This window comes from Mucilaginibacter sp. P2_D11 (assembly GCF_056404435.1).
In genome coordinates this window covers 84,804-100,579 of the sequence record NZ_JBFUEA010000016.1, presented here as the reverse complement: position 1 = coordinate 100,579, position 15,776 = coordinate 84,804, and the positions used below count along the sequence as shown (strand labels likewise).

The following is a 15,776-nucleotide window of genomic DNA, read 5'->3' as shown; positions in this document are numbered from 1 at the left end:
CTAATATATATGGAAGGAACGGAAAGCTATATTTAAACAATAACCAGCTGGATACACTGCCACACCGTAAGGTTTTTAGATACCGAACCAGCTGTTATATGCTTGCCGGTTTTGTATTCCTCGGCCACAAGCTGCAGCCTGTTTTCGAGCATGCGGCACAGTTCTCCGTCATCGTTATAGCCCATAGCATACAGCGGGGTATCCGTCAGCAAATTGTACGGGTGCGCTGCCGATTGCCCGCATATCGTTAGTATATCAAACTTAATTTGGTTACTGATATATACAATGTCCATCTTACAACTTAATCGAATACTTTCTAATACGTAAATATAATTATTAAGTTGTAAGGAATTTCGCAGCCAATGCGGGTTGTTAATTTTATTTTTCTTATTAGTTAATTTTAATTATAAAGGCATTCAAAATTTACCAATATGTTTAATTAGTTAATAAAATAAATTAAAAATATACCAATCGGGGGAATTGGTATTTCTACTCGTTTTTAAAATCGGGTATAATTACCTGGTTAAAATGCACCTCGAAAACGCCGTATTTAATAGCAAAAAGCACCAGGCCGGCGGTGTTGCGGCAGTTTGTTTTTATCAGCAGGTTGTTGCGGTGCCCTTCTACAGTGCGTACACTTAAAAAAAGCTCTGCGGCTATCTCGGCATTGTTGTACTCCTTACAAATCAGCAAAAGCAATTGTTTTTCGCGCTTGGTTAAAGCTACGGGTATTGCATTAAGCAGGGTATGGGCCTGGCCTCTGTGGTTGCTGCTATTCCTGATGGCGTTCAGCGCCTCGTTATTGAAATAAAAGCCTTTTTCATGCACCGTGTTTATGGCTGTTATCAACTCGTCTTTATCGCAGTTTTTGGCCAGGTATGAGGCTGCCCCAGCATTGATCATTTTGGATATAAGTGCCTCATTTACATGTACAGATAGTATAATTACCTTGGTTTCAGGGTAAAGTTCGTGCAGCAGTTTATTGAGTTGTATGCCGTTCATGCCGGGCATATCCATATCGATCACGGCAACATCTACGCCGGTATTTAATACCTTAAGTGTATCCAGCAGTTCCTGGCCGCCGGGGCTATCGGTAACCAGGTTAAGGTTATCTATCGAATTGATAAGCATAGCCAGGCTCTGCCTGAAAAGGTTCTGATCGTCAACAATTGCTACGCTTATCTTTTCCATCATTAATAGTTTAGGCCAGGGGGTAGTTTATGTTGATGCCAAACCCCTGTCCCGGCTGGGTACTCAATACAAATGTAGCATTTATGTTGAGCAAGCGGCTCTCGATGTTTTGCATGCCCATTCCCTTCCTGCCCGTATCGGCAGATACCGGCAGGCCTTTGCCATTGTCGCCGTAATCTATCGTTATTTGTTGGCTGCTGGTTGCAAACGCAATTACCGCCCTGCTGGCACCCGAGTGTTTGATGGTGTTGTTAAGTAATTCTTCCAGCACGCGGTAAAGTGCGGTGGCAACGGTTATATTCAGTTGCTCCAATGCAGCTTCGGCATCGTTCACCACATCTATCTGTAACTTGCCCGATTGGTTGATGATGTCGCAATGCTCGTTTATAGCCGCTGCAAGCCCGTAGTAGCCCAGCGTAGCAGGGGAGAGGTTGTGCGATATATGCCTTACATCTTTCACTATCTTATCGATCGTGGTCTTGCTCGATCGTAAGAAATCTGCGTAGTGCTGATCTTTTTGGGCCGGCTTAAACATTTCTATAAGCAGCCTCAGGCCCGAGAGGCTGGTGCCCACGTCGTCGTGCAGGTCTTGCCCTATGCGTTTACGTTCCGCCTCCTGCGATTCTATCACGGCCCGCAGCAAATCTTTCTGGTGCGCGATTTCGGCCTGCTGAAACTGCTGGCGTTGCCTTAGCAGCCTGTTTTGGTTGCGTATAGAAAATAAGATGAACGATACTACCAAAATGGCGGCACCGCTCATCCCCAGGATCATTTGGATGTAGATATTGTCTGTTGTGCCCTGCATTTGTTGAATCCTATTGCAAATAAAATATATTCTATTGCTAAAACAGTGGCGTATCCTATAAATATAATCATTTGTATAGTGCCGGCTACCGTCATCATGTTAAAGAAAATAAACATAAATAACGAACTGCTATAATAGAGCAACACGCCGGCGACAATCCAGTTGCTGGCAAAGTCGCCCCATTTATGGTCAAGATCGTTATTGTTTTTAGAGAAAAACAACATGCAGCAGGCAATAAGGATAAGCGCATCTACCGACCGGGAGTAGCCATCTAATTGCTTAAAGCTTTGGAAGAAAAGCGTATTGCACAAGCAGAAAAACGCAAACGCTACGGCAACACCGTACATGATATACTTTATACGTTTGCTAAAAAATTCAGCGAAAAAGGCGATAATAAAGGCAAACTCAAAAGGCGTATAAATATGGAACAGCCAGAGCGTGGGCAAATGGTAAACACGCGCCATAACAGTAGCTGTAGTGTTCATAACCACCGAAAAAATAATAAAGGCCAGTAGTATTTTAAACGCGCGGCTTAAATGCCGGTAGTTAATAAATGCATAAACGATAGGGATTAATGCGGTGGGAGGAGCGATGAACGTGGTGTAAATAAAGAAAAACTTTTCCATTGATGTTTATAAGCCTTAAAGATATTAAAGCTTATAAACATCTGCGGAAGAAATTTCAATCAGCTTTCTAAAGTGGGGCCGCCGCCGGTTGGGCAATAGGGAGGGCAGGGGGTAAACATGTCTACGGTGCCGCTATGTACTTTGCCGTGTTCGTGGGGCAGGGTAAGTACTTCTTCGCCGTCAACAATCGCTACCATTACCATTTTGGCCGTCGTCATGTCGCCGGCATCTTCAAGTGCCATATAAGTCCTTATGCCTTCCAGACCGGGGCTGTTGGTAAGCAAAGTGTTTATAGACGCGATTGGGACATAAAAAGATCTCACCTGAAAAACATCTTCTGATGTTGACAGGTGGCTGCGCCAGTTTGCTGCCCATGCTTTTCCGGTTGCTAAGGGGATAGTGCCGTCTGCTGAATTTTCGGTTTCGTTGCTCATTGGTTGTTTAAAAGTTAATATTAAGGGATTGGGTTAATTTCTCTATATGTAAAGGTTAAGGATTTATCCCCGATTAATAATATGGCCTTTTACGGGGATAACGCGGTAAATATAGCCCTCTGGGGCATTTTTTGCCGGCAAATTATCAAATACATTAAGCTTAAGCGTCGCTTTATTACAATGAACAAAATGAACACGTTTTTTTTTACCCCTCACTCGTATATAAGTTAAAATTAAATGATGCCGCAATTATTAACCATTCGCGGCATCATTTAACGCAACCAATTATCGTAGCAAAGCAAAAACCCAGGTACGAACGTATAAACCTTTTATTTTAATCATTATGAAAGTACACGCTATTGCACCAACCAGGCCCAACCTTAAAACCAAGGGTTTCTCTACCCTGCACATTCAAATTTTTATGATGATACTGCTGGGGAAGACAAACAAGGAAATCAACAGCCTTTTCGGTTACACGCAACGATCGCACGCGGTAGTAGATCATTCGCGCAAAGTGATGTTTAAGCTGCTCGCGCTGGAGAATTTGCCTAAACGCCAAAGCTCCGAGCAGGTGGTGTACCCGCGCAACTACCAGTTCTGGTGGAAGAAGCTATTTGATAAACACCAAAAAACACTGCTGGAGATGGCGATATCTCCCGCGTTTTATGAATAGAAATACTGATCTGTGGTTTATAATGGAACGTTCCGGTTGTGAGGCCGGGGCGTTTTTTTTTGCGTTAGTGTTGAGGGTTAAATTAATCCCTGATCTTTCAGGCGTTGGATTACTTTATCAGCATCTACGGTATCGTGCTCGCTTTTGAGGTATATTTCGGATAGGAAAACGATTTCTTTGACCAATACAACATAGGTTATCACCCTTGCGCCACCCGATTTACCTTTGTTTGTACCCGAAATAGATAACCTTATTTTGTAAATACCCTGGCCAAGATCTGTACCTGTAGTCGGGTTTTTCTTTAATTCGATAGATAACGCTGCTATATCATGCAGTACACTTTTGTGCTTTTTTGATATGGCCTTTAAGCCTTTAACAAAATCTGAGGTTGGTATTACTTCGATAGCCATCTCTTACGACAAATCGGCAAGAACCTCTTCAATTGTTTTTAGCTTTATTTTACCTTCTTCATGAAGCTTAATTTCCTCAAGCGACCTTTTCAGTCGCTTATACATCGCAAGCTCGGCTTTATTCAATGGTTGGTCGATGTTGCCGGCGGCAGTGGGTTGTATATCATAACTCAGCCCTAAAGCATCCAAAACAGCTTTTACAGCCTTTTCGGCTTTCTTGTTATTTATGTTTACAGTTAGCGTGGTCATACGATATCAAAAATACAAAAAGTACTTAAATAATTAAAACAGCGCACCAGATTCAATTCCTTCCCCTGGCCTACGCCATTTATATTTTTTGGCCTATTCAATTTGCGTGCGTATTGCTAACATTTGGATGCTGATAATATTTACCTTCAGTATTTAAAACGACAAGAGATGGCCATCCCACAAATTGAATACCAGCGTGAAGACACCCTGGATGCCGAAGAATTTATTGATGTGCTGAAACGCAGCACGCTGGCCGAACGCCGCCCCGTTGACGATATAGAACGCATAAAGCTGATGTGCCAAAATGGAAACTTGTTTGTTACCGCCCGCCACAACGGTAAACTTGTAGGCATTGCCCGCAGCCTGAGCGATTTCGCTTTCTGCACCTACCTGTCAGATCTGGCGGTCGACGAGCAATATCAGCGCCAGGGCATCGGCATCAGGCTGATAAAAGAAACCAAGATACATAGTCCCCTGGCCAAACTGATACTATTGGCTGCGCCTGCGGCGGTAGATTATTACCCCAAAACCGGCATGACGAGGTTCACCCATAGCTTTTTGCTGGATAACGTTGCCGACCTGAAAGTATAAATGTTGCTAAATTGTTTTTTTAAGGATGTAGGAGTATTTCGATAGGCAAAAAATACATAATTTACAGCGCCGATTGTAAATGCTGCTGTAATGAAAAAACTCCTGCTCCTGGTGCTCGTTTTCGCGTTTGCAACGCCCGCATTCGCGCAATTCGCGGTGTCTGCAAATAGGCATTACATTCTGAAAGCAGGCGAGCCATTCTTTTGGCTCGGCGATACGGCCTGGGAGCTGTTCCACCGGCTGAATAGGGAAGAAGCCGACAGGTATTTGAAACATCGCAGTGCGCAGGGCTTTACGGTTATACAGGCTGTTGCTTTGGCCGAGCTCGACGGCTTGCATATCCCTAATGCTTATGGCGAAAAGCCGCTAATAGGCGACGACCCCGAAAAACCCAACGAAAAGTATTTTGCGCATGTAGATTATATAATAGATAAGGCCAACCAATACAACCTAAACATAGCTCTGCTGCCCACCTGGGGAGATAAAGTGTTCAAGGATAGATGGGGTGCCGGGCCCGAGATATTCAATCTACAAAACGCAGCTGCCTATGCAGGCTGGCTGGCCAACCGGTATAAAAATAAGACCAACATTATATGGGTATTGGGAGGCGACCGCCAGCCCCGCGGCCAGGCCGATTTGGCCATTTGGCGCGCCATGGGGCAGGCTATCATGAAAGCTACCGATGGCAAAGCGCTTATCAGTTATCATTGCCAACCCAACCAATTAGGCTCTGCCGAATGGTTCAGGGGCGAGGCGTGGTTCTCGTTCAATATGTTCCAAAACGGGCATTGCCGCGATACCCCGGTTTACGATAAGATATTTGCCGGCTACAATGCGTTGCCGTTAAAGCCGGTTCTTGATGCCGAGCCCATTTATGAAGACCACCCTGTATGTTTCAACGTGGCAGATTTGGGTACCTCCAGCGCTTACGATGTGCGTAAATACGCCTACCTCGATTTGTTCTCTGGCGCGTTTGGCCATACCTATGGCTGCCACGATGTATGGCAGATGTACTCGCCCAGGTACGAACCGCTGAACGGCCCGCATATGTTTTGGTACGATGCGCTCGATTTGCCGGGGGCCATGCAGATGGGTACACTAAGCAAACTGATGCAAGCCCGCCCTTTAACGGATAGGGTGCCCGACCAATCTGCCATACTTGAAAATAATTATGGACCCGCCGATAGGATACAGGCCACTCGAGGGAACGACTACCTATTTGTTTACACTGCAGCAGGCAAGCCCTTTACCGTGGTGGCAGGCAAGATAAAAGGCGATAAGCTGAACGCCTGCTGGCTCAACCCGCGCAATGGCAAGGTGCAACAGTTGCCACCAATAGTTAACACACAAAATTGCAGGTTTCAACCACCCACCACCGGTTACGGGCAGGATTGGGTGCTGATACTTGATGATGCCGCTAAACAATATGAGAAATTATAAACACATAATGATTGCGCTGGTTGCCATTATCGGCAGCCTTGCGCCCCTGGTTTCGGCTGCGCAGGCGCAGCAAAAACTTAACTACACCATAGCGCCATGGTATGGCAATAAAAAGGCTGCGGTAAGCTTAACGTTTGATGACGGTATCCCCGGGCAATATGCCGTTGCGATACCGTTGTTGGATAAATACGGCTTCAAGGGCACGTTTTTCATGTCGGTTTCCATCGTAAATGCGCAGCACATCAGTTGGCAGCTCATCAGGAATGCTGCGCTTGAAGGGCACGAGATTGCCAACCACGCGCTAACCCATCCGCATTTCATCAAAATTGCTTTAGATACCATTGCCATAGAGTGTGCCGAAGCCAATAAACAGATGGACGCGCTGATACCCTCGCAGCGGATGATTACCCATGCTTATCCCTTTGGCGAGGGCGGCGGCAATACCGATAAAGACAGGGCCATCCGCAAAACGGTTGCGCCATACTTTATAGGGGCAAGGGCCACGCAAAACAAGCCATACGCTTATAATACCTACGATTTTGCCAAAACCAACGACGATTACTACAACGTAAACAGCCAGATGATAGCCGATTCGGCATCGATGGCGAATTTTGGGAAATGCATCGACGAAACTATTGCCGTTGGTGGCTGGTTTTGCCCTACCTATCATGGCATTGAAGATGGCTGGATCATTACACCCGGCAAAATTTTCGCGCAGCATTTAATTGAATTAGAAAAACGTAAGGATTCTGTTTGGATTGCGCCTTTTAAGAATGTTATTCAATATCACAAGGAGCGTAATTCGGCAACGCTTAAGCTGATAGAAAAGAAGGCCTGGAGCTGGAAGCTGAGCCTTACCGATACTTTGACCAACCGCCAAAACTGGGATCAGCCGCTTACCATCAACCTCAATATTGAAAGGCGATTTTTAAAGAAAGTCACTCAAAAAAATAAGAGACTGCCGTTTAAACAAAATGGCAATATAGTCACCTTTGATGCTGTACCCGGGAGGGATAAGATAATTGTGGAGTTTAAGCATGTTTTCGCGCCGCGATAGTCAGATAGGTATGATCACCCTTTTTCTGACCCTTTCAATGGGAAAGCATTATGCATTCATCCTTTCTCTTTTTTATATCCGCTATTATTACATCTATAGCCGTACAAAAAATTACTGAAGACCCATGTTATCATGACAGTTCAGGACAGTTGTTGCTTTCATCTTTTTTACATTAGTCGCACCATACATAAAACCACCTTTTAACCTGTAATTCATGTTGAAAATGTACCGAGACCATACTTAATGCGTTTGTACGCACATTAATTAATATTGCTTTTTGTTCGCCACTGTATAAATCCCGGCAGGCCCTATTACCGCCAATTATTGAAAAAAAAATGAGAAAATTTTTACTCCTTGTTACCGTCTTTACCCTAATTACCGCTTTTGCGCAGGCACAGGTTACCGTAAACAAAATTTTATGCGAAAACCGCAGCAACCCCATAGGGCTTGATGTGGCGCAGCCCCGCTTTACCTGGGAACTGGCTTCTGCCGGGCGCAACGTTAGCCAAACGGCATACCAGGTAAGGGTGAGCACTTATCCCGATTTCAGGAAACCTATCTGGGTGTCGGCTAAAATCGTTTCAGATTCATCTGTACATGTGGCATATAAGGGCAAGCCCCTGGCCTCGCACACCAAATATTATTGGCAGGTGCGCATTTGGGATAACGCCAAAAAAGCTTCGGCCTGGAGCGAAACCGGGTATTGGATTACATCGCTTTTTAAACCAACCGAATGGCAGGCCAAATGGATTGCTCCCGGCTATAAAGAAGATAGCCTGCGGGCATCTCCAATTTTCCGCAAAAGCTTCAGCTCCACAAAAAAAGTAAGCTCGGCTATTGCATTCATTACTGCGCACGGCCTGTACGAAGCACAGATAAACGGCCACAGGGTAGGAGATGCTTACCTTACACCGGGCTGGACCAGCTACAGCAAACGCCTGCAATACCAGGCTTATGACGTTACCGACCTGCTGGCTACCGGTAGCAACACCATTGGCGTTACATTGGGCAGCGGCTGGTACCGCGGCACTATTGGCTTTAATAACAACGTGAATTATTTTGGTAAGGATATTGCCCTTTTACTGCAATTGCATGTAACCTATTCCGACGGCACATCGGAAGTAATTGTAACGGATAATAGTTGGAAATCGAGCACCGCTGAAATCACCTACTCGGAGATATACAACGGCGAAACTATAGATAACCGTAAGATAAAAAAGGGTTGGGCCGTAAATGGCTACAACGATAGTGGTTGGAGCGGTGTGCAGGTAATGGATTATGGTGTGAAGAACCTGCTGGCCACTTATAACGAGCCTGTACGCAAACACGAGACTTTTAAGGCCCTGCGCGTAATCAAAACCAAGAAGAACGAACATATTGTTGATTTTGGGCAGAACCTGGTGGGTTGGGTAAAAATAAGGCTTAAGGGGAAAAAAGGCCAGAAAGTAACCATATCGCATGCCGAAGTATTGGATAAAGACGGTAACTTTTACACCGATAACCTGAGGGCGGCCAAGGCGCAGGATAATTTTATACTTGGTGGCGACGATGTGGAGGTGTTCGAGCCGCACTTTACGTTCCATGGTTTCCAGTTCATCAAAGTGGAAGGCTATAACGGCGAGCTTAACCCGGATGATTTTACGGCGGTGACTTTGTATTCGGACATGGCACCAACAGGTACCTTCAGTTCATCCAATGCGCTGGTAAATCAGTTGCAACATAATATCCAATGGGGGCAAAAAGGCAACTTTTTAGATGTACCTACCGATTGCCCGCAGCGCGATGAACGCCTGGGCTGGACGGGCGACGCGCAGGTGTTCTCTCGCACCGCATCCTTCAATATGAATGTAGATAACTTTTTCTCCAAATGGCTTAAAGATGTGGCTGCCGACCAATTAAGTAACGGTTCGGTGCCATTCGTGGTACCCAACGTGCTGGGCCAAGGGGCCGCCGGCAGCGCAGGCTGGGGCGAAACCGCAACCGTTATCCCTTGGAACATGTATGTAGCGTACGGCGATAAGCAGGTGTTGGTTAACCAGTACCCCAGCATGAAAGCCTGGGTAGATTATATGAAGAATAACGCCAAAAACGACCTTTGGAACACCGGTTTCCACTTTGGCGATTGGCTGTTCTACAGCGTGAACGACGATACCGACGGCACATCAGCCGTTACCGATAAATACCTCATTGCCCAGTGCTTCTACGCCTACTCTACGCAATTGCTCATCAATGCAGCACAGGTATTAGGCAAAACCGATGATTACGAAACCTACGGCAAGCAGCTTAAGAACATCAAGGATGCCTTCATGCGCGAATATGTAACCGCCAACGGCAGGATGGTATCGGGCACGCAAACGGCTTATGTGCTGGCGCTTAACTTCGATATGATGCCCGAGAACCTTCGCCCGCAGGCTGCGGCAAGGCTGGCAGCTAACGTAAAAGCCTACAACAATCACCTCACTACCGGCTTTTTGGGTACGCCCTATCTTTGCCAGGTGCTCAGCAGGTTCGGTTATACCGATGTGGCCTATAAGCTGTTGTTGCAGGATACTTACCCAAGCTGGCTATACCCCGTAAAAATGGGCGCAACCACCATCTGGGAACGTTGGGACGGTATTAAGCCCGATAAAACTTTCGAAACGCCTACCATGAACTCCTTCAACCACTACTCGTACGGTGCCATTGGCGATTGGATGTACCGCACCATGGTAGGGTTGGATACTTATAACGATGCGCCGGGCTATAAGCATATCAAAATAATGCCGCACCCGGGTGGCGGTTTCAGCAATGCATCGGCAAGTTTGCAAACGTATTACGGTACAGTGAGCGCCGCATGGAAGATAGCCGAGGGCAAGCTAAGCCTGGACGTACAAATCCCGGTAAACACCACGGCATCGGTGTATATCCCCGCAAAGGATGCGGCAAGTGTAATGGATAACGGCAAGCCATTACAAAACGGCAAGCCTTATCAGCCAGCCAACAGCAAAGAAACTTATGTACAGGTAGAACTTGGCTCGGGTACGTATCATTATACAGTAACTAATTGAAATTAATATGGCCGGCGGCGAAATCTTTCGTAATTTAAAGAGCCTATTAAACAGCGTAAGTGACAGGATGAAAAACTCCTCTGGTAATATTAAGAATTTTGAGATTTCCCCAACGGGCAACCTGCTGGTTTATAAAAAAGAGTATAGCAAAGAATTTATTGAATCGACCATCAGAAAGGAGAAATTGAATGGGCTTCGCATTTTTGCACATTTAAAGGAAGACAGGCTTGATAGTTTTGATTTTTTAAGTGAATTCACCTTTTTGGAATCCCTTAGTATAGCGAGCCTCGACGATGCCGACTTTAGTTTTTTGAACAACTTAGACAAGTTGAAGGGGTTAAGCCTCTATCTACAAGGAAACAATATTATCGATTTAACCTCTCTAACTCACCTTCAAAAATTAAGTATCCAATGGCGAAAAGGACGTGTTAAAGGTATCGAAAATTGCCAAAACCTAAAATCGCTTTTTCTAATTGAATACAAGGAACAGGACCTAGATCCTATTAAAAATCTGGCGGGTTTAAATGAATTAGTGATTAAAACAGCTTCTATCAAGTCGTTAAAAGGTGTCGAGAAATTAATAAATGTTCGAACAATGCTTTTGGGCGCATGTCGGTCATTGACATCGATAACAGATATTTCTTATTTAAAAGATCTCACGTCGCTCAAAATCGATATGTGTCGTCGCATAGAGGATTATCAGGCTTTAAATACCTTAACAAAGTTGGAGGATTTGCGAATCGTTGATAGTGGAAAAATCAATTCAATAAACTTTCTGCACCACCTTAAGAATTTAAAAACGTTTCACCTCTTGGCAGATGTTGATGTCGTCGATGGAGATTTAACCCCCGCTCAAAATATTGAGGATGTGTTTTGTAGGCCCAGGAAGCATTATAATATCCAGTTGCTTGGTAGTAAAACACGGTGAGACAGATCCTGTAATAATCCTTTAGCTTGCCTGTAAACGTTTTTTAAATACGCTCGCAAGCCAGGGTTAACAAATTAGCCTCCGATTAGCTTACAACTGCTTGGTAAACACAAACCCCACCACACCGTCGCTGAAAGTTGGCATGATCATGCTCTGTTTATTTGATTTATCGCCGTGGAAAAGCTTATTCCTGAACAGCGGATAGATGGCATAGGCTGCTTTAGTACCTAATATACCAAAACCGGCACCTGCCACAATATCGCTGAACCAATGCTTGTGATTGTAAACTCTTAAAACTGCCGTAGCGGTAGCACACGTGTAGCCAAGCACGCCATACCATGGCGACTTTCCGCCATACTCCTGCGCTATGAACTCGGCTGCTACGAACGCACTGCCCGAGTGCCCCGAAGGGAACGAATTACGGTCGGCACCGTTGGGCCTTAGTCTGTCTGACGAGCGTTTTAAACCATAAGTAGCCAGGCCGAATATACCTTCTGATAAGCCGAGCAGTATAGATCTATCGATAAAGGTGTTTTTGCCGTGCACGCCCGCAAAATTCAAACCATACACCAGCACAATAGGGGCATATTGTAAGTAGTTTTCTACCGGGTAGAGGTTGCCGGGGTGGTCTTTCTCCGCCTCCCTGTCGATGTAAAAATCGAAGTTACGGATAGCTTTTACATTGAATGACAGTGCACCATAAGTAATAAATGCCGCAGGCGGGATAAACGATTGCCAGGCCGTCTTTAAATGTTTAACCGTATCGGGCAGGGCCAGCAGGTTCGCCGAATCCGTTTTTAAGGAATCTTTAGTACTAACCTTTATTTGGGCGTTAGCGGTTAAAGACGCGATGCAAAGGAGTATGAGGATTATCTTTTTCAAAGAATATAAGCTGAGTTAAAATTGTTGCTATTTAAGTTATTAATCTGTAGAAAATCTGGATATAACGCGATATTAGGGATAGTGGTGTCTGATTTAATAATTTACTTAAAAATAGTTAACACCGGCTCGTCAGCCATGTTTTAAATTTTTCCTTTCTCCGGAGGATATTCTTGCTTCCCCGTGTTCTTGTTTGCAGTATTAATGGGCCTTGTATGTGCGATAGAACGGTCGCCGCTCCACAAATTCAAATTTCCTTAAACAATCTTTCTATTTATTTGCTTATTCAATAGTTAATAAAAAATTACTATGCGATAAATAATTACACAACACTTAATTATTATACATCTAAAAACAAAGGAGAAACATGAAACGATCCATTTTTATGGCTGCAGCGGTAATCGCATTTGGTTTTACTACAAGCAGCGTATTTGCACAAACAACACAAGATACTACTAAAAAGACCACAACTACCACCACTACCACAACAACTACTGATGCCGCAAGCGATGTAGTAGGTGCGCTGGCCAGCAATGCCGATTATAGCACCGCATTATTAGCCGTTAAGGCAGCCAAGCTCGATTCTGTTTTAAAGGTCGGCGGGCCCTATACCATTTTTGCGCCCAATAATACTGCTTTCGGCAGTTTGCCTGCGGGCAAGCTGGATAGCCTGCTGAAAGACCCTGTAAAGCTGGCAACCCTGCTTAAAGGGCATGTGGTTACAGGCAAATATGGAAAAAAAGAAATTGTAGCAGCACTAACCGCAGGTAAAGGCAAAGCAACGGTAACCACCCTAGATGGGCAGACCCTCACGCTATCATTGGCAGGCAGTAAATTGCAGCTCACCAATGCCACAGGTAGTTCGGCGCAGGTTATACTGTTCGATTTGGTGGGAGCCAACGGCATCGTGAACGGGCTTAACGGCGTGCTCGCGTCCAAGCCGTAAATAAATTGGTAATTTAAAACAGCAAAACCCGGCCACAGCCGGGTTTTACTGTTTTAAAGCGTCGCCTAAAAACTTACATTTAGCCAGGAAAAATTCTGTACATATGGAAACGAACGATGCCGCATATTGGATAAAGCAATTATCGCTACAGCCCCATCCCGAGGGTGGTTATTATAAAGAGGTATTCCGGTCGCAACAAGAGGTGAAGAGGGTTGGCGACGAAAAAACGCTGCAGGCTTGTACATCTATCTACTATCTGCTGGAAGGGGACGACTACTCCGGCTTCCATAGGATTTCTTCGGACGAGATATGGTATTTTCATAAAGGCCTGCCGCTTACCATCCATGTGATAACTGCAGAAGGCGTGCCCGAAGCATGGGTGTTATCAGACCAGCCCGATGGCAGTTTGTCCTTGATAGTGCCCGCCGGTTTATGGTTTGCAGCCGAGATATCTTCCAAAGCAGGTTATACGCTGGTTAGCTGCGCCGTTGCGCCGGGTTTCGAGTTCAGCGAGTTTGAGATGGCGGAGAAGGGGGAATTGATAAAAGCTTATCTTGGTAATGAGGAGTTGTTTGGGAGGTTGTGCCGGTAGTCTTATCATCGCCATTCGACGATTGCGAAGCAATCATTCACCACCAACGTCATTGCGAGGCACGAAGCAATCTCCCAATGAGCAGAGCCGCCTTGCAAGTCTGATTTGCAAGCATAGAGATTGCTTCGTGCCTCGCAATGACGCGGTTTAATTATAACTAAGCAAGTGTATTGATTTGCTTGTCTTGAAGTTTCGAAAAAAGCACGACCATACAAATCGCCCCGATTGTGGCGAATAGCATATCGCTTTGCGTATCCCATATATCGCCTTGTGTGCCTAAAAACGAATCGCCGCTGGAGCCGGAGGTTACCGATACGAACCACTCGATAAATTCATATGTTACGCTAATGCTCATGCAAACGCATACGGTTAGGAATGCCACCCAGCCTTTTTTGAGGATGATTCCACAGCGGATAAAAAGCTCGCGGGCAATCATGGCTGGCACGAACCCTTGTGTAAAGTGGCCCACTTTATCGTAATTGTTGCGGGTTTGGTGCAGGGCATCGCGCAGCCAGTTGAATGCTGGTACTTCGGCATAAGTATAATGCCCGCCGATGAATAATACATAGCAGTGAAACAAAATAGCCAAGTAGGTAAGGTAGCTGAATTGGAAGCGTTTGTAAGTAAGCACCAGCACCACGAAACCAATAATGGCCGGGAAGACTTCCAGTATCCAGGTAAAATAATCGTGCGGGTTGATGGCCGAGCCGAGAAGGCCAACAAAGAACAGTACGATGAGTACGGCATGTTTATTCATGCGGTAAGGTATGAAGAAATATGGTAATAAAAAGCTGGCGGCGGGTAAGAGGGAAGGCTTTAGTTATTGTCCTTTGAAAAAGTTTTGACGAAATCCGCCGGGGATAATATTTGAATGTTTTTGAATGGATTTAATATCAATAGATCCAAATCGCCGGTTATTATGCAGGCTGCTCCGGATTCTACAGCCAGTTCTAAAAATTTATTATCCTTTACGTCTCTGCACGCATCAATCTGAATAGAAATGTTGATTAACTGCCCTTTTTCTTCGAACACGGATATCTCTTTCAAACGTGTTTCTATGGTGAGATATTTGTCGAATTTTGGTCTGATAAATGTTTCGGCAAATTCTGCCAAGGTTTCTTTAGAGTAAACGGGAATGCCGATTTCGCGTGCGATATCGTATGCTTTCCTGGTTATGGAGTTTGGCAATAAATTGGCGCTTATCAGGCTGTTGGTGTCGAAAACAAATATGTTAATCATTTTGGGCTAACAGCGCTTCGAGTATTTCGGGGGTTAGGCCATTTTTGATCGCTTCGTTACCTGCATCATCTAATAATTTAGAATAATCGGCAAATGTGGCATCGTTCAAGGCTTTTTTTATCATCAAGCTAACCGTGTTGTTAAACTGCTGTTTAGTCTCGTTGCTAAACCCTTGATAAGCTTTCCCAACGGTATCCTCAACTTCCAATATAATCCTTTGCATATGCGTATCTCTTAGATTTTGATAATATCAAAAATACAAAAAATGAGTCGGTTTTAAGCCTCATCCTCCACAAAATTAACCGGCTGACTCTCATCGAACGCTATGTAAATGCGCCGCCAGGGTTCATCGCCCAGCATTTTCCATTTGTGGGCTGTGCCGGTGGTATCCATGGCTATAAGCAATTCGCCGGGGCGTAAAACAAAGGTTTCGCCGGGGAAAGTCTCAAACTCTAGTGTGCCTGTTAGGGTAATCACATACTGGCAGGTGGGCGCGTTATGCCAATCGTAAAACGAATGCGGGGGAGATTCCTGGAAACGGATGCTGGATGCCTGGTTAAGCACGCTCTGGGCAATCGTGCCGGTTTGTATATGCGAGTGCCCATCGGGGCCGGTGTATAGTTTGTAGGCTTTTATCATAAAAAACTTTTGGCCGCAGGGGGGCTCTGC

Annotated in this window: 20 protein-coding genes; 8 read left to right on the top strand and 12 right to left on the bottom strand. The window is 45.1% G+C overall.

The features are described 5' to 3' along the window. Positions 1-32: 32 nt before the first annotated feature. From AC1DXC_RS22500 to AC1DXC_RS22480, 5 genes are all read right to left on the bottom strand, one after another. Positions 33-293 carry a hypothetical protein gene (locus tag AC1DXC_RS22500; protein ID WP_477461420.1) on the bottom strand — a complete coding sequence of 87 codons (261 nt, stop codon included), beginning with the start codon at positions 291-293 and terminating at the stop codon, positions 33-35. Positions 294-489: 196 nt separating this feature from the next. Next, a complete protein-coding gene (locus AC1DXC_RS22495) occupies positions 490-1,194 on the bottom strand; it encodes a response regulator (RefSeq protein WP_477461419.1) in 705 nt (234 codons plus the stop codon). Positions 1,195-1,201: 7 nt separating this feature from the next. After that, positions 1,202-1,996 carry a sensor histidine kinase gene (locus tag AC1DXC_RS22490; protein WP_477461418.1) on the bottom strand — a complete coding sequence of 265 codons (795 nt, stop codon included), beginning with the start codon at positions 1,994-1,996 and terminating at the stop codon, positions 1,202-1,204. Beyond that, the gene (locus AC1DXC_RS22485; protein ID WP_477461417.1) at positions 1,960-2,622 is read right to left on the bottom strand and encodes a hypothetical protein; all 663 of its coding nucleotides are present in this window, start codon (positions 2,620-2,622) and stop codon (positions 1,960-1,962) included. The genes AC1DXC_RS22490 and AC1DXC_RS22485 overlap by 37 nt, the downstream gene beginning before the upstream one ends. A gap of 59 nt (positions 2,623-2,681) precedes the next feature. Continuing rightward, positions 2,682-3,056, bottom strand: coding sequence for a hypothetical protein (locus tag AC1DXC_RS22480; protein WP_477461416.1), 375 nt, complete (start codon positions 3,054-3,056; stop codon positions 2,682-2,684). A gap of 343 nt (positions 3,057-3,399) precedes the next feature. Between AC1DXC_RS22480 and AC1DXC_RS22475 the strand changes: the two genes are divergently transcribed. Continuing rightward, positions 3,400-3,729 carry a hypothetical protein gene (locus AC1DXC_RS22475; RefSeq protein ID WP_477461415.1) on the top strand — a complete coding sequence of 110 codons (330 nt, stop codon included), beginning with the start codon at positions 3,400-3,402 and terminating at the stop codon, positions 3,727-3,729. A gap of 77 nt (positions 3,730-3,806) precedes the next feature. Here AC1DXC_RS22475 and AC1DXC_RS22470 read toward each other — a convergent pair whose 3' ends face one another. Both AC1DXC_RS22470 and AC1DXC_RS22465 read right to left on the bottom strand, forming a co-directional pair. Continuing rightward, positions 3,807-4,139 (bottom strand): hypothetical protein, encoded by a 333-nt coding sequence (locus tag AC1DXC_RS22470; protein ID WP_477461414.1) that lies wholly within the window; start codon positions 4,137-4,139, stop codon positions 3,807-3,809. A gap of 3 nt (positions 4,140-4,142) precedes the next feature. Next, positions 4,143-4,388, bottom strand: a complete 246-nt coding sequence (locus AC1DXC_RS22465) for a hypothetical protein (RefSeq protein WP_477461413.1) — start codon at positions 4,386-4,388, stop codon at positions 4,143-4,145. 168 nt (positions 4,389-4,556) lie between these two features. Between AC1DXC_RS22465 and AC1DXC_RS22460 the strand changes: the two genes are divergently transcribed. From AC1DXC_RS22460 to AC1DXC_RS22440, 5 genes are all read left to right on the top strand, one after another. Then, on the top strand, positions 4,557-4,979 hold the full coding sequence (locus AC1DXC_RS22460) for a GNAT family N-acetyltransferase (RefSeq protein WP_477461412.1): 423 nt from the start codon (positions 4,557-4,559) through the stop codon (positions 4,977-4,979). A gap of 90 nt (positions 4,980-5,069) precedes the next feature. Next, a complete protein-coding gene (locus AC1DXC_RS22455; protein ID WP_477461411.1) occupies positions 5,070-6,419 on the top strand; it encodes a glycoside hydrolase family 140 protein in 1,350 nt (449 codons plus the stop codon). After that, positions 6,406-7,476: a polysaccharide deacetylase family protein gene (locus AC1DXC_RS22450; RefSeq protein WP_477461410.1), complete on the top strand. Its 1,071-nt coding sequence runs from the start codon at positions 6,406-6,408 to the stop codon at positions 7,474-7,476. Before AC1DXC_RS22455 ends, AC1DXC_RS22450 begins: the two co-directional genes overlap by 14 nt. Before the next feature lie 335 nt (positions 7,477-7,811). Then, the gene (locus AC1DXC_RS22445) at positions 7,812-10,523 is read left to right on the top strand and encodes a family 78 glycoside hydrolase catalytic domain (protein WP_477461409.1); all 2,712 of its coding nucleotides are present in this window, start codon (positions 7,812-7,814) and stop codon (positions 10,521-10,523) included. Positions 10,524-10,530: 7 nt separating this feature from the next. After that, positions 10,531-11,451: a leucine-rich repeat domain-containing protein gene (locus AC1DXC_RS22440; protein WP_477461408.1), complete on the top strand. Its 921-nt coding sequence runs from the start codon at positions 10,531-10,533 to the stop codon at positions 11,449-11,451. A 90-nt stretch (positions 11,452-11,541) separates the two neighbouring features. Here the strand turns inward: AC1DXC_RS22440 and AC1DXC_RS22435 are convergent, their stop codons facing one another. Continuing rightward, the gene (locus AC1DXC_RS22435; RefSeq protein WP_477461407.1) at positions 11,542-12,333 is read right to left on the bottom strand and encodes a phosphatase PAP2 family protein; all 792 of its coding nucleotides are present in this window, start codon (positions 12,331-12,333) and stop codon (positions 11,542-11,544) included. Positions 12,334-12,697: 364 nt separating this feature from the next. On the opposite strand from AC1DXC_RS22435, the gene AC1DXC_RS22430 reads away from it, so the two are divergent. Then, positions 12,698-13,276 carry a fasciclin domain-containing protein gene (locus AC1DXC_RS22430; RefSeq protein ID WP_477461406.1) on the top strand — a complete coding sequence of 193 codons (579 nt, stop codon included), beginning with the start codon at positions 12,698-12,700 and terminating at the stop codon, positions 13,274-13,276. Positions 13,277-13,379: 103 nt separating this feature from the next. Next, positions 13,380-13,868, top strand: a complete 489-nt coding sequence (locus tag AC1DXC_RS22425; RefSeq protein ID WP_477461405.1) for a cupin domain-containing protein — start codon at positions 13,380-13,382, stop codon at positions 13,866-13,868. A gap of 157 nt (positions 13,869-14,025) precedes the next feature. On the opposite strand, the gene AC1DXC_RS22420 is transcribed toward AC1DXC_RS22425, so the two are convergent. From AC1DXC_RS22420 to AC1DXC_RS22405, 4 genes are read right to left on the bottom strand one after another with little or no spacing between them, the layout of a single operon-like run. Further along, a complete protein-coding gene (locus AC1DXC_RS22420) occupies positions 14,026-14,625 on the bottom strand; it encodes a DUF2238 domain-containing protein (protein WP_477461404.1) in 600 nt (199 codons plus the stop codon). 59 nt (positions 14,626-14,684) lie between these two features. Beyond that, the gene (locus AC1DXC_RS22415; RefSeq protein ID WP_477461403.1) at positions 14,685-15,107 is read right to left on the bottom strand and encodes a putative toxin-antitoxin system toxin component, PIN family; all 423 of its coding nucleotides are present in this window, start codon (positions 15,105-15,107) and stop codon (positions 14,685-14,687) included. After that, positions 15,100-15,330: a hypothetical protein gene (locus AC1DXC_RS22410; RefSeq protein ID WP_477461402.1), complete on the bottom strand. Its 231-nt coding sequence runs from the start codon at positions 15,328-15,330 to the stop codon at positions 15,100-15,102. Before AC1DXC_RS22410 ends, AC1DXC_RS22415 begins: the two co-directional genes overlap by 8 nt. 53 nt (positions 15,331-15,383) lie before the next feature. Beyond that, positions 15,384-15,746: a hypothetical protein gene (locus AC1DXC_RS22405; protein WP_477461401.1), complete on the bottom strand. Its 363-nt coding sequence runs from the start codon at positions 15,744-15,746 to the stop codon at positions 15,384-15,386. Between the last annotated feature and the right edge of the window lie 30 nt (positions 15,747-15,776).

What these genes read in the sequence shown, in the direction of transcription:
- AC1DXC_RS22500 (WP_477461420.1), bottom strand. Translation starts at nt 293, where the DNA reads ATGGACATTGTATATATCAGTAACCAAATTAAGTTTGATATACTAACG.
- AC1DXC_RS22495 (WP_477461419.1), bottom strand. Translation starts at nt 1,194, where the DNA reads ATGATGGAAAAGATAAGCGTAGCAATTGTTGACGATCAGAACCTTTTC.
- AC1DXC_RS22490 (WP_477461418.1), bottom strand. Translation starts at nt 1,996, where the DNA reads ATGCAGGGCACAACAGACAATATCTACATCCAAATGATCCTGGGGATG.
- AC1DXC_RS22485 (WP_477461417.1), bottom strand. Translation starts at nt 2,622, where the DNA reads ATGGAAAAGTTTTTCTTTATTTACACCACGTTCATCGCTCCTCCCACC.
- AC1DXC_RS22480 (WP_477461416.1), bottom strand. Translation starts at nt 3,056, where the DNA reads ATGAGCAACGAAACCGAAAATTCAGCAGACGGCACTATCCCCTTAGCA.
- AC1DXC_RS22475 (WP_477461415.1), top strand. Translation starts at nt 3,400, where the DNA reads ATGAAAGTACACGCTATTGCACCAACCAGGCCCAACCTTAAAACCAAG.
- AC1DXC_RS22470 (WP_477461414.1), bottom strand. Translation starts at nt 4,139, where the DNA reads ATGGCTATCGAAGTAATACCAACCTCAGATTTTGTTAAAGGCTTAAAG.
- AC1DXC_RS22465 (WP_477461413.1), bottom strand. Translation starts at nt 4,388, where the DNA reads ATGACCACGCTAACTGTAAACATAAATAACAAGAAAGCCGAAAAGGCT.
- AC1DXC_RS22460 (WP_477461412.1), top strand. Translation starts at nt 4,557, where the DNA reads ATGGCCATCCCACAAATTGAATACCAGCGTGAAGACACCCTGGATGCC.
- AC1DXC_RS22455 (WP_477461411.1), top strand. Translation starts at nt 5,070, where the DNA reads ATGAAAAAACTCCTGCTCCTGGTGCTCGTTTTCGCGTTTGCAACGCCC.
- AC1DXC_RS22450 (WP_477461410.1), top strand. Translation starts at nt 6,406, where the DNA reads ATGAGAAATTATAAACACATAATGATTGCGCTGGTTGCCATTATCGGC.
- AC1DXC_RS22445 (WP_477461409.1), top strand. Translation starts at nt 7,812, where the DNA reads ATGAGAAAATTTTTACTCCTTGTTACCGTCTTTACCCTAATTACCGCT.
- AC1DXC_RS22440 (WP_477461408.1), top strand. Translation starts at nt 10,531, where the DNA reads ATGGCCGGCGGCGAAATCTTTCGTAATTTAAAGAGCCTATTAAACAGC.
- AC1DXC_RS22430 (WP_477461406.1), top strand. Translation starts at nt 12,698, where the DNA reads ATGAAACGATCCATTTTTATGGCTGCAGCGGTAATCGCATTTGGTTTT.
- AC1DXC_RS22425 (WP_477461405.1), top strand. Translation starts at nt 13,380, where the DNA reads ATGGAAACGAACGATGCCGCATATTGGATAAAGCAATTATCGCTACAG.
- AC1DXC_RS22420 (WP_477461404.1), bottom strand. Translation starts at nt 14,625, where the DNA reads ATGAATAAACATGCCGTACTCATCGTACTGTTCTTTGTTGGCCTTCTC.
- AC1DXC_RS22415 (WP_477461403.1), bottom strand. Translation starts at nt 15,107, where the DNA reads ATGATTAACATATTTGTTTTCGACACCAACAGCCTGATAAGCGCCAAT.
- AC1DXC_RS22410 (WP_477461402.1), bottom strand. Translation starts at nt 15,330, where the DNA reads ATGCAAAGGATTATATTGGAAGTTGAGGATACCGTTGGGAAAGCTTAT.
- AC1DXC_RS22405 (WP_477461401.1), bottom strand. Translation starts at nt 15,746, where the DNA reads ATGATAAAAGCCTACAAACTATACACCGGCCCCGATGGGCACTCGCAT.